At 51.1% G+C, this 12,141-nt stretch carries 14 protein-coding genes; 2 read left to right on the plus strand and 12 right to left on the minus strand.

Features of this window, described 5'->3' with window-relative positions; genetic code table 11:
- Nucleotides 1-2: 2 nt before the first annotated feature.
- Genes H8S75_RS09820 through pyrF form a run of 7 tightly spaced genes read right to left on the minus strand, consistent with a single transcriptional unit; the run spans nucleotide 3 to nucleotide 4,262 of the window.
- Nucleotides 3-323, minus strand: coding sequence for a DUF6142 family protein (locus tag H8S75_RS09820; protein ID WP_002600274.1), 321 nt, complete (start codon nucleotides 321-323; stop codon nucleotides 3-5).
- Entirely contained in the window at nucleotides 292-783 is a 492-nt protein-coding gene (locus H8S75_RS09825) for a VanZ family protein (protein WP_002600275.1), read from the minus strand. Before H8S75_RS09825 ends, H8S75_RS09820 begins: the two co-directional genes overlap by 32 nt.
- A gap of 10 nt (nucleotides 784-793) precedes the next feature.
- Entirely contained in the window at nucleotides 794-943 is a 150-nt protein-coding gene (locus tag H8S75_RS09830) for a hypothetical protein (RefSeq protein WP_002600276.1), read from the minus strand.
- Nucleotides 944-955: 12 nt separating this feature from the next.
- Nucleotides 956-1,630: an orotate phosphoribosyltransferase gene (gene pyrE / locus H8S75_RS09835; protein ID WP_025529316.1), complete on the minus strand. Its 675-nt coding sequence runs from the start codon at nucleotides 1,628-1,630 to the stop codon at nucleotides 956-958.
- Nucleotides 1,631-1,657: 27 nt separating this feature from the next.
- Entirely contained in the window at nucleotides 1,658-2,560 is a 903-nt protein-coding gene (locus tag H8S75_RS09840) for a dihydroorotate dehydrogenase (RefSeq protein ID WP_055655297.1), read from the minus strand.
- Nucleotides 2,560-3,336, minus strand: a complete 777-nt coding sequence (locus H8S75_RS09845; RefSeq protein WP_187021141.1) for a dihydroorotate dehydrogenase electron transfer subunit — start codon at nucleotides 3,334-3,336, stop codon at nucleotides 2,560-2,562. The genes H8S75_RS09840 and H8S75_RS09845 overlap by 1 nt, the downstream gene beginning before the upstream one ends.
- An 8-nt stretch (nucleotides 3,337-3,344) precedes the next feature.
- Nucleotides 3,345-4,262, minus strand: coding sequence for an orotidine-5'-phosphate decarboxylase (gene pyrF, locus H8S75_RS09850; protein ID WP_187021143.1), 918 nt, complete (start codon nucleotides 4,260-4,262; stop codon nucleotides 3,345-3,347).
- 240 nt (nucleotides 4,263-4,502) lie between these two features.
- On the opposite strand from pyrF, the gene H8S75_RS09855 reads away from it, so the two are divergent.
- Nucleotides 4,503-4,916: an Hsp20/alpha crystallin family protein gene (locus tag H8S75_RS09855; protein WP_187021145.1), complete on the plus strand. Its 414-nt coding sequence runs from the start codon at nucleotides 4,503-4,505 to the stop codon at nucleotides 4,914-4,916.
- A 132-nt stretch (nucleotides 4,917-5,048) separates the two neighbouring features.
- Here the strand turns inward: H8S75_RS09855 and H8S75_RS09860 are convergent, their stop codons facing one another.
- Together H8S75_RS09860 and pepF are read right to left on the minus strand one after the other, a co-directional pair.
- Entirely contained in the window at nucleotides 5,049-5,813 is a 765-nt protein-coding gene (locus H8S75_RS09860; protein WP_002600282.1) for a nitroreductase family protein, read from the minus strand.
- Between the two features lie 38 nt (nucleotides 5,814-5,851).
- Nucleotides 5,852-7,633 (minus strand): oligoendopeptidase F, encoded by a 1,782-nt coding sequence (gene pepF, locus H8S75_RS09865; RefSeq protein ID WP_187021147.1) that lies wholly within the window; start codon nucleotides 7,631-7,633, stop codon nucleotides 5,852-5,854.
- 176 nt (nucleotides 7,634-7,809) lie between these two features.
- On the opposite strand from pepF, the gene H8S75_RS09870 reads away from it, so the two are divergent.
- Nucleotides 7,810-8,571 (plus strand): GNAT family N-acetyltransferase, encoded by a 762-nt coding sequence (locus tag H8S75_RS09870; RefSeq protein WP_187021149.1) that lies wholly within the window; start codon nucleotides 7,810-7,812, stop codon nucleotides 8,569-8,571.
- Nucleotides 8,572-8,645: 74 nt separating this feature from the next.
- Here H8S75_RS09870 and H8S75_RS09875 read toward each other — a convergent pair whose 3' ends face one another.
- The 3 genes from H8S75_RS09875 to H8S75_RS09885 form a co-directional block, all read right to left on the minus strand.
- Nucleotides 8,646-9,278 (minus strand): GNAT family N-acetyltransferase, encoded by a 633-nt coding sequence (locus tag H8S75_RS09875; protein ID WP_187021150.1) that lies wholly within the window; start codon nucleotides 9,276-9,278, stop codon nucleotides 8,646-8,648.
- Complete coding sequence (locus H8S75_RS09880) at nucleotides 9,251-11,293, minus strand: M28 family peptidase (RefSeq protein ID WP_243270222.1); 2,043 nt, start codon at nucleotides 11,291-11,293, stop codon at nucleotides 9,251-9,253. Before H8S75_RS09880 ends, H8S75_RS09875 begins: the two co-directional genes overlap by 28 nt.
- A gap of 78 nt (nucleotides 11,294-11,371) precedes the next feature.
- A complete protein-coding gene (locus tag H8S75_RS09885; protein WP_029466057.1) occupies nucleotides 11,372-12,100 on the minus strand; it encodes a YebC/PmpR family DNA-binding transcriptional regulator in 729 nt (242 codons plus the stop codon).
- Between the last annotated feature and the right edge of the window lie 41 nt (nucleotides 12,101-12,141).

Below are 12,141 nucleotides of genomic sequence, written 5' to 3' on the forward strand. Positions count from 1 at the left end.
TGTCATCCTCCAAATCCAATGATAATCAGAACTGCCCATACAATAACCAGAAAGCCGCTGACGGCCATCCCTATTTTGGACAGTATGTACTTCTTTTCCTTTTCGAAAAAAGAAAGCGCCCCATAAATCAGAGAGACTATGGCAATCAGGAAGCTGCAGAAGCACACCGCGGCCACATTAAGCTCCGCGTTCCCTGCCGTCATGACCGAGCTCGCCACACCGATGACCGCAAGAATCAAAGCGGCGACAGCAAGCCCAAGGGCCATGAAGCTTCTCCTCGCAAATGGTTTCCTAATGTAGGATACTTTTTTCTGCTGCTGCACGCCGCTTCCTCCTCACTCTTATCGTCTGTACAATTTTGTAGAACACAAAGCCGAGTAAACCGCCAAGGGTGTTGAGTATCATATCGTCCACGTCGAAGCTGCCGACCTTCCACACCAGCTGCACCGTCTCGATGCAGAGGCTGAACAGAAAGCTTAACAGCACGGTGTTATACCAGTGACGGCTTCTGCGGCTGATAACCGGAAGAAAAAATCCGAATGGCATAAATCCAACAACATTTCCCACAATATTCAGCAAAAACGACCGGATTCCTACCACATGCCAGTACACAATAAAGCGTCTGATCTCCTTGAACGGCACCAGATTATAGGCGTACTCCTCCTGCAGATGGCTTCCCCGGCCAAAGTCCTCGGAGAAGAACAGGAAGTACGCCAAAAAAATCAGGTAAACGATAAAAATCACCCAACCCAGCTTTTGTCGTTTTGTTGTATTTTTTATCATAAATGCCCCATTAAAAAGTGATCTCGGATTTTCTCTTAAGCAGAACAGCGCCATTGATGATAGACATGATTCCAACGCTTAAGCCTGCTACTGTAATAATGATTCCGATTACAATGTTAAGCGCGCCCGCATTTCTCATGGTCTTATAAACTCTCTCCATATTCAGCTCTCCTTACTTTACGCCGTAGATTTCATAATAGGCGTCAATTGCCGCCTTTAAAGTATCATCAATAATAATCTTTCCGTTATATTCCTTATTATACAGATATTCGATTACTTCTGCCATAGTAACGATAGCTTTTGCGTTGAAACCATACTTGTCATGAATCTCGTCGAGAGCGCTCTTCTCTCCTTTTCCCTTCTCCATACGGTTTAAGGAAACCATCAGGCCAAGAATTGTCACATCGCCCTGTGCCTTGATAATAGGAAATGTCTCTTCAATCGATTTGCCGGATGTGGTTACGTCCTCGATGATCACCACGCGGTCGCCGTCCTTAATCGGGCTTCCCAGAAGAATCCCGGCGTCCCCGTGGTCCTTTGCTTCCTTCCGGTTCGAACAGTATCGGATCTCTTTCCCGTATAATTCATGGTAAGCGATGGTGGTCGCCACACTTAACGGAATTCCCTTGTACGCCGGTCCGAACAGCACATCGAAATCATCCCCAAAATTATCATGGATCGCTTTCGCATAATACTCACCCAGCTTCTTTAACTGCGCGCCCGTCACATAGGCGCCCGCATTCATAAAAAATGGAGACTTTCTTCCGCTCTTTAAGGTAAAATCTCCAAACTTCAGCACGCTGCTGTCTACCATAAACTCTATAAATTCCTGCTTATACTGCTCCATCTTATCGTCCTTCCTTTCGCCGGCCTCTTACCGTACGGCTCCGACCAAATCATTGATATCTTCTACGTTATATTTCTTCATATAGCTTTCGATTCCGCTCACAACCCCGGCTGTGGCATACGGATTATGGAAGTTGGCCGTTCCCACAGAAACTGCCGTGGCTCCCGCCAGGATAAATTCCAGCGCATCCTCCGCGTTCATAATGCCGCCCATGCCGATGATGGGGATCTTCACAGCATTTGCCGCCTGATACACCATGCGGACCGCCACCGGCTTCACAGCCGGACCGGATAATCCGCCCGTCTTATTCGCCACCGCGAAGGTTCTGCGGTTTATATCAATCTTCATGCCTGTCAGCGTATTGATCAAAGAGATCACATCGGCGCCGCCCGCCTCCGCCGCCTTCGCCATGACGGTGATATCCGTCACGTTGGGGCTCAGCTTCATGATGACCGGCTGCTTCGCATGCTTCTTTACCTCTCTGGTAATGGCCTCCACCGCTTTCGGATCCTGTCCGAAGGCAATGCCGCCCTCCTTTACATTGGGACACGAAATGTTGATCTCCAGCATATCCACCGGTTCATCCCCGAGCCGTTCCACCACTTCCACGTAGTCCTCCGTGGTTCTGCCGCAGACATTGACAATAATTTTCGTATCATACTGCTTTAAAAATGGAATATCGCGCTTTGCAAACACATCGATTCCCGGATTCTGCAGGCCGATGGCATTGATCATGCCGCCGTACGTCTCTGCGATCCTGGGAGTCGGATTGCCGGGCCACGGCACATTGGCCACGCCCTTGGTCACTACTGCGCCCAGACCGTTTAAATCCACCATCTCGCCGTATTCCGCTCCGGACCCGAAGGTACCGGAAGCCGTCATAACCGGATTTTTCAGCTCCACACCGGCTAAGTTTACTTTCATATTCATCAGAGTTCTACCTCCTCTGCCCGAAATACCGGCCCGTCTTTACAGATTCTCGCATTGTGAACCTGGGAGTGTTCGTCCACGTTTTTTGTCTTGCATACACAGGCCAGACATGCGCCGATTCCGCAGGCCATCTTCTCCTCGAGAGACAGAAAGCAGGTGATGTTCTCCTCGGCGGCATAGGCCTTTAACGCGCGCAGCATGGGAGTCGGACCACAGGCAAAGATTACGTCCGCCTTTAAACCGTGCTCTCTGATGGCATCAATGACATTGCCCTTTGTTCCGGCGCTTCCGTCCTCTGTCGCAAGAACCACTTCCCCGTAAGGAGCGAATTCTTCATTTAAAAACAGGACATCACGATATCCTAAAATCACTTCTTTATTGCAGTTTAACTGCTTCGCCAGCTCCAGCATGGGAGGAATCCCGATTCCGCCGCCGATTAAGAAGGCGGTCTTTCCCTCTGCTGCTTCCTCCAGCGGGAATCCGTTGCCGAGAGGTCCCATGATATCGACCGTATCTCCCGCCTGGTAACGGGAGAACTCCTCCGTTCCCGCTCCGACGGTCCTGTATACGATCCGCAGCATACCGGTTTCTTTATTCGTCTCACAGATGCTGATCGGGCGCGGAAGCAGTTTTGCTCCGTCCTTTGTATACACAGAAATAAACTGACCCGGCTTTGCCTGGGCAGCCATCTCCTCCTCCCGGATCCACATACTGTATACATCTTCTGTCAGCCTTTCCTGACTATCCACAAAGGCTGTTACTTTTCTCTGCGCCATGATTCCTCCTACAGTACACTGTTTATGTCGGAAACCATGTCGATCACGGCCTGTCTGGACGCTTCACCGAAATGCTCCGCGCCAAACTTCGCGTATTTCTCCTGCTTATAGGCGGCGATGATGCCTCTGGAGGAGTTGACGATGGCGCCGAGTCCGTCTTCATTGAAACAGTACTTTAAGTCCTCGGCAGTGCCGCCCTGCGCACCGTATCCCGGTACCAGGAAGTAGGTATTCGGCATCAGCTTCCTTAAGATTCTGCTCATCTCCGGGTAGGTCGCACCCACTACGGCTCCGACATTGCTGTAAGCGCCATCCATACAGTCCGCTCCCCATTCCACTACCTTGTCTGCTACCAGCTCGTACAGCGGTCTGCCGCCGATCAGCTGATCCTGGAATTCACCGCTGGAAGGATTGGAGGTCTTTACCAGCACGAAGAGGCCTCTGTCCTCCTCCCTGCAGACATCGACAAACGGTTTTACCCCGTCGGTGCCAAGATATGGATTCACAGTCAGGAAATCGGTACCGAAACCGGTAAGCACGCTGCTCCCCACCTTCACATGGCCGATATGCGCCGTGGCATACGCCGCGGAGGTGGAACCGATATCCCCTCTCTTCGCATCGCCAATCACGAGAAGTCCCTTCTCCTGACAGTAGTCGACGGTTCTCTTATATATTTTAAGTCCTTCGATCCCAAACTGCTCATACATGGCGATCTGAGGCTTTACAGATGGAATAATGTCATAGACATGGTCCACGATTTCTTTATTAAACTGCCAGATGGCCTCCGCTGCGCCTTCCAGTGTCTCACCAAACTCATCAAATGCCTTTCTTGTCACATGCTCCGGTATATAGCCAAGCATCGGATCCAGTCCAACACAGATGGGTGCCTTTGTTTTTTGAATCCTCTGAATCAACTGATTAATCATAGTCTCCTCCTTCGTTCCTCACATTTTCTCTATTCTTACCAATTCTATCATAAGTAAGGGGCTGTTTCAAGCGTCTTTCTCGCCGTACCACCGGTCTATATAAGGTAATAAAAGAAATCGCAAGGAAAATTAGCACTCACCTATTGACAGTGCTAACAATTTATGTTATATTACACCTAGAACAAATCAAACAACAACACCGCATCAAAAGCGGTGCAGATAAATAAGGAGGAAGAACCTATGTTATTATCCAGAAGAAACAACTTATTCGATGAATTTTTCAACGATCCATTTTTTAACGACTCTGTTCAGACCAGAACAACGCTTATGAGAACCGATATTGAAGATGACGGAACCAATTACATCATCGACGTGGAACTTCCGGGATACAAAAAGGAGAATGTGCGTGCCGAGTTAAAGGACGGCTATCTGACCATCTTTGCCGAGACGTCAGGCTCTTCCGAAGACAGCGAGGGCAGGAACTTCCTCCGCAAAGAGCGCTACAGCGGCTCCTGCAAGAGAAGCTTCTACGTTGGATCCCAGTTACGTCAGGAAGACATAAAGGCTGCTTTCGACAACGGCATCCTGAAGCTTACCGTTCCGAAGGAAGCTCCGAAGCAGATTGAAGAAAACCACTACATCACCATTGAATAACACATATCCCCACAGCCCCCTTTAGAATAGAAAATGAGGACAGCCCCCCGGAGCGATCCGTCTGCCGTTTCATAACGGCAGCGATTTCCGAAGGGGCTGTCCCTTTTTATCTTCATGTAACACAGTCAGACATTATTCCAGCAGAAACGCAGTTGCCACGTAGGCGCCGCTCTTATAAGACTTCTTTACCATCTGCGCTTCCACTTCGATCTTTAAATTCAGCCACAGCTCTTCCGCCGCGATGGACAGATGAGACAGCATGATTCCCATGCTCAGATCCCTCATCGCCACCATGGTCTGGGACGGGAGAAATTCCTTGCAGGAAAAAATATAGATTCTGTCATGGTAGACGATAAAACGCCAGGGCTGCGTATTCATGGCCGATGGTGCCAGACGGACGGCTTTCAGGATATTCTTCACCGGCTCGCCGATCTCATCCTTAAACACGCAGAGTTCTTTTAACGGCAGACGCTTTGCCGTAGCCGGATCGCGGTACAGCAGGGATTTGGGGTATCCAAACGCAACGGCTATGGCCGCCTTCATCCCGGCCGGTTCCGCTCCGGGGATGCGGGTGCTGCCAAGGTAACACGTTCCCAGGCCTTTTCCGGTCATATAGAGGAGGACCGGCTCCAGAACATATCCGGCATTCATCATATAGCCTTCCTTATCTTCCGAATAAAACACCAGGTAATACGGCGCTTCCACCTTCCACAGGCCTTTGACGTGAAGGTCTTTCTCTATATTCTCCTTAATCTCCATCTTTATGGAAATTTCCGGGCAGAGCGTCGCCACGCAGCCTGCAAAGGCCAGGATATCCTTTAACAGCTGCTCCGGTACCGCTTCATATTTAAATTTTCGAATGGATCTTCTCTTGAAGATCATCTGATACAGATTCATCCCTGCTCCCCTCTTTTCTATCTAAAATATAATCGCTGCTACAGCGTCTTATATTCCTCCAGCAGTTCCTTAAATACGGCCAGAGCCTCCCTGATCGGCTGGGCTGTGGACATATCCACGCCGCACAGCTTTAAAAGTTCGATCGGAGGCATGGAATTGCCGCCGCTTAAGAACTTGAAATAGCCTTCCAGGGCCTGTTCATCACCGGCCAGGATCCTGCTGCTGATCGCCATGGCCGCCGAGAAGCCCGTCGCATACTGATATACGTAAAATGGCGTATAGAAATGAGGGATTCTCGCCCACTCATAATCGATCTCGCTGTCGACCATCATCTCTGGTCCGAAGTATTTTACATTCAGCTCATGGTACAGCCTGCAGAGCAGCTCCGCCGTGAGCGGTTCACCCGCCTCGCTTCTCCTGTGGGTCTCGGCCTCAAACTCCGCAAACATGGTCTGACGGAACACCGTTCCCCGGAAACTCTCCATGAAATGGTTCAGAAGATACGCCCGCTCCTTCTTATCTTCCGTCACTGCCAGCAGATAACGGTTCAGCAGCGCCTCATTGCACGTGGACGCCACTTCCGCAACGAAAATCTTGTATCCCGCATCTACATAAGGCAGCGCCTGATCGGAAAACCAGGAGTGCAGGGAATGCCCCATCTCATGGGCCAGGGTAAACACGCTGTCCAGAGTGCCGCTGTAATTGAGCAGCACATACGGGTGGGTTCCGTAGACGCCCCAGGAGTACGCGCCGCTGCGCTTGCCTTCATTCTCATAGACATCGATCCAGCGGTTGTCAAAGCCTTCCTGTAAAAGGGACAGATACTTCTCTCCCAACGGAGCCAGACCCTTTTTCACCATCTCCCTCGCCTCATCATAGGGAATCCGGCTGTCGTCGCGGCTGACCATAGGCGTATACAAATCGTACATGTGGATCTCATCCAGCCCCAGCACTTTCTTTCTGACAGCGACGTAATCATGGAGCAGCGGTAAGCCTTCTGAAATCGCCGCCACCAGATTGTCGTAGACGCTCTCGGGCACCTCGTTCTCCGCCAGATAATAGGCGCGGCTGGAGGCGTAATTTCTGGTCTTCGCATAGAAGGAGGCCTGCTTTACGTTTGCCGCGAACGTCGCAGCCAGCGTATTGGCAAACTGGCCGTAGACGCTGTACATGGACTGAAATGCTTCTTTTCTCACACGGCGGTCCCGGTTCTCCATGAGCGGAATATACGTTCCGTGGGTGACGGGAATCTCCTTTCCCTCACTGTCTGTGATGGACGGAAATTTCACATCCGCGTTATTAAACATGTTAAAAATATCGGAAGGGCTCTGGGTCGCTTCCATGGACCTTGCCAGAAGCTCTTCCATTCCTGCAGAAAGCGTGTGCGCCTTCTTCTTCATGATGATTTCAAATGTCCGGGCATACCGGCGGAGCTCCTTCTCCGTGCGGATCAATCCGTTCAGCACAGACTCATTCATAGCCAAAATCTCCGGAACAATATAAGACGAAAGTCCTGCTGCCTTATAGGAGAGCGCCTGGGCTCTTGCCGAAAAATCCTGATACTTCGCCTTTGCCGTATCCTCATCGGATTTCTCTCTTCCGTATACAAACAGCCTCTCAATCTTCAGTGAAATGTCTTCATCGAATTTCAAACACTGAAACAGCACCTCGCCGGATTCGGCCAGATGTCCTTCAAACTCCTTATAACCGGCCAGTTCTCTCTCAGTCTCGAGAAACAGCGCTTCCCAAGCTTCATCGGACGGCAGAATGTCCGCCAGGTTCCAGGTATCACAAACCGGTATCTCATCTCTCTTTTTCAAAATAATCCCTCCACTATATCCACTGGTTTTATTCTATCACCCATATTTCAAAGAAACAATCAGCAATATGGAAAATATTTGATTGAAATCACATGGTTTCTTGTACTATACTGTATACACCAGTACTGCGCAGCGCAGTGCTTTAATTTCCTCCGGAGAAGAAAAGGGATAACACCATGAAAATCATACGCACAAAACAATTAGACCTCCATCAGCTGGAAGACTTGCACACCCTCGAAACCGCATGCCGGTCGCACGATCAGACTTCACTCACCTTTCCCACGGAAGACGGCTGTCTTTTCTTTCTATTATACGACGAAGAAACGCTCTTATCCGCATTTTCTGCAATTTTTAACGAATTTGAGACATGCAGCTGCAGCGCCTTCACGCTCCCGTCCTGCCGGAGACGCGGGCATTTTACCCGGCTGCTGGAAGAATTGCTGAAGGAGTCGGGCGAATGCGATCTCCTCTTCCTGGCCGATGATTCCTGCGCCGACGCGAAGCATACGCTGGACGCCATCGGGGCGGAGCTATTAAACCGGGAACACATGATGGAGCTGCGCCTGCCCGCGCCGTCTCCCGGCCTGGACAGCCGGGCGGTCAAATTCTCCCCCGCGCTCAGCCCCCGTGATGAGGACACGCTCTATACCATCCACGTTAATGATCAGCCTGCCGGCTCCTTCCGTCTCATTTTTCAAAATGAAACCGTTTACTTCTATGGTTTCGAGATTCAGGAACCCCTGCGGAATCAGGGAATCGGAACCCGTGCCGCCGCCGCGCTCATTGAGGAACTAAACCGGTCAGCCAGGCCGCAGCCGGAGGACCTCCCGGTCAGCCGCGTCCTGCTTCAGGTGTCCGGGGACAACGAACCGGCGCTTGCGCTTTATCGGAAACTGGGCTTTGCTTTTACAGAGACCCTGTCGTATTACGTGTATTAATGGATTGGATCAACCATAAACCAGAGCCGGCGCAGGACAGATATCTGTTCCTGCACCGGCTCCCGCCAGCTTCTCTATACTTCCCGAATCATACAATACTGCTTCAAATCAAAATGCTTCTCCACCACCCCAAACACCTTAAATCCAAAGTGCTGGTAAAACGCCACATTTTTTTCATTGTGCGTCTCCAGTGAGATCATCTGCCTGTGGCGGTCCGCATAATCGATAGCCTCATTCAAAAGCAGGGCCGAGATTCCGTGGTGCTGCATTTCAGGCTTCACAGCCAGATAAATGATATGTAACCGCTCCTCCTGGTGGAGCTGGTCCGTCCATTTGGAATTTAAATAGTCCCGTCCCATGGCAAAATTCCAGAATGTCTTCAGTGATGGGTCTTCCTTGATCAGATACCCGTCTGTCCGCAGCGTCGCGGCCGCCTCTGTCAGATAGTAATGCACCGGATTATAGGGCTCCGACTCGTCATCCACTACAATGATTCCATTAATTTCCGGGCTGTCCGCATAGATTTCACACGTCTCAAAGAATTCCTCCATATCGCATTCAAACAGCTCCGGCATCAGCCGTTTCCTCATGTCTTCATCAGGGATCAGCTTGCAGTAAAGAGGGTCCCTGGCAAAACATGCTGTCAGCAGTTCCTTAAGCTTCTCCACATCTTCTCTTTTCACTCGGTACAATCGGTCACTTTCCATGATTCGTTCTCTGTTATCTCCTTTAATTTCTGTATCATTTTTTCTATTGCGTGGTTCATATATTCAATATCATCCAAATAGCAGGCCAGCTGGTTCTCCTCCACCCGCTTAAGAATCATAAGCTCTTCCGTGAAATCCTCGTCCTCTTCCTCCAGCTTGCCCTTTAGAAGCTGTACCAGATGAAACAGATTTTCGTGGTGGACGATCCGGCCGGCTCCCCACTGCAGACGCCCCGCCTCCTGATTCATCACGTAATCCGTAAAATGGCGGAACACCTCCTCGTCAAACTGAAATGCATACCGGTTGTTGTCGATCCCGTAGATAGCCTCCAGCGCACACCGCCCATGGCCGTTTTCCAGGCAATCGACAGCGGTCCGCACCAGCTTTAAATTTCTCCGCACTGCTTCCTGCGGAAAACAGACCTCGTCGTGCCAGTCCAGCCTCACAAAGCTGTCCTGCTCCATTTTAAAGAGCTGCATCAGGACGGCTTCCAGCTCACGGTACTGTTCCCGGTATTTCCAGGGCTGCTCCTGATTCCGGCATTTCTCATTAATCCGGCGCACCTGCTCATAAACCGCTTTTCCCAGCCGGGCCGCCTCTTCTGTCAGCTCCTTCAGCCGTTCTCCGCCGGCTCCTGTCTTCTCCGAATAGTCGAGATCCAGACTGCCCTTAAGCGCCAGAAACAGCCGTTCAAAATTAAGGGGCGCCACCGCCGCCCGGTCGAATGCCATAACCAGACATCCATACAGCTCATGATGAAACCGGTATACCGCCTCGTCATAATAGTCGTCATTGTCAAACTGCGTATGGTAGTGGGTTTCCATGAACTGGCCCGACGTGAAATCGTTGACCATGGATGGAATGCCCGAGATTGCCATGGAGAAATCGTCCGACATGGTCTCGACGGGACAGAGCACAGCCACGCCTTCCGGATATACGTCCTTTCCCACACCGGTACCCTCGAGCAGGGACTCCAGAAAATCCGCATACTCGTACACCGTGCGTATAGCGTCCTTTTTTCCGTGTGCATGAGCCGGCAGTTCAAAATTAAAATCCGCCGCCACCTTCCCCCGCCATTCCGGATGGACGACGGAAACCTGCTGCCACGCACCGGTTGACCAGTCGTATTTAGAATCCGCCATCCCCCACTCCTCAGCCGCCATGGCGCAGAAGACAATGGTTTTTTCCGGTCGGTACCCGCTCTGTATGAGAGCCCTGCCGATTCCCAGCATCAGGGCCACCGCCGCGTTGTCATCCTGAAAACCCGAAAAATAGGAGTCGTAATGGGCCGTCAGCAGAATCATGGATTCCCGATCCCGTCCCGGTATCTCCCCCACAATGTTGTAGGAGACCGCCCCCTTCTTTACCGTCGAATCCGCGCAGAACCAGACCTTCTTTTCGCCTGTACCGGCCATGCTTTCCTTCAATGCGCGCGCATCCGCCCGTGACATGGAAAATGCAGGCGCATCGGCCGGGCCTCCGATATCCTGGGCATTTAAGGCGGTATCATCCACCTCCCCGTAGCCGCCGCCCTGAACGGCGATTAAGGCCGCCGCGCCCCGGATATGGGCCTCATACACGGGAAAATTGATCCACCACTCCTCCCTCTGGTTGATCTCTGCCAAAACCAGCTTGCCGGAGACATCGGCGCCCTCGTAATCCGCCGCCGTCCCCTTACCGCCGCAGACCATGGTGAACTCCTCGAATCCATTAGTGTGAAAATCCGTCTGATACGCCCCCAGCTGACACTCCTTCAGCTGACCGGAGGCGTCGTAAAATCTGAGAATGGCCTGTTTAAACTCCCAGGAATCCAGTGTGATTTCATCCTTTCTCACGCGTTCCAGCCCGATGGCCTCCATCTCCCGCCGGATCATCTCCCCGGTCTCCCATTCCGCCCTGGAACCGGCCGTCCGGTATCCCAGCGCCTCGTTGCACTTATACTGCTCCATCCGCTTTGCCAGATGGAATGAGTAATCCACATCAACGGCCCTTATGTATGCCTCTTCTTCCTTCAATTCGCATTCGCCCTCTTCTTTATGCAAAAAGCCGGCTCAGAAAGTATTATTTTCTTAAGCCGGCTTCTCATTTCAATATTATTCTTCCCAGTTGTGATAGGTGGCCTGAACGTCATCATCCTCGTCCAGAAGATCGAGAGTCCGGTTCATCTTTTTGATCGCGTCCTCATCGGTCAGTTCTACCCAGGTCTGCGGGATCATGGTTACGTCGGCCTCTGCCATCGGAATTCCGGCCGCTTCCAGCGCTTCACGCACCGCGCTGAAATCTTCCGGCGCCGTGATTACCTCGTAGCTGTCTTCCTCCTCGGAGAAATCCTCGGCTCCCGCATCCAGAGCCATCATCATCAGTTCATCCGGGTCCATCTCACACTCTTCCTTATCAATGATGATCTGGCCCTTTTTATCGAACATATAAGATACACAGCCTGGCGTTCCTACATTTCCGCCGCCCTTGGTAAAGGCGCTTCTCACATTGGCTGCCGTCCTGTTTTTGTTGTCGGTTAAGGTGTCAACAATGATCGCTACCCCGTTCGGACCATATCCTTCATATGTAATGGTCTCATAATTCACAGCATTAGCGTCGCCGGCCGCCTTCTTGATTCCACGGTCAATCGTATCGTTCGGCATATTGTTGGCTTTGGCTTTTGCAATGACATCGCGCAGCTTGCTGTTATTCGCAGGGTCCGGTCCGCCTTCTTTCACTGCCACTGCAATTTCTCTTCCGATTACAGTGAAAACTTTGCCTTTTGCAGCATCATTTCTCTCTTTTTTGTGTTTGATATTTGCGAACTTTGAATGTCCTGACATTGTTATAACACTCCTTTTCCTTTATCTTCTTCGTCCTGAAA

Source organism: Hungatella hominis, from assembly GCF_014288005.1.
Taxonomy (GTDB): domain Bacteria; phylum Bacillota; class Clostridia; order Lachnospirales; family Lachnospiraceae; genus Hungatella; species Hungatella effluvii.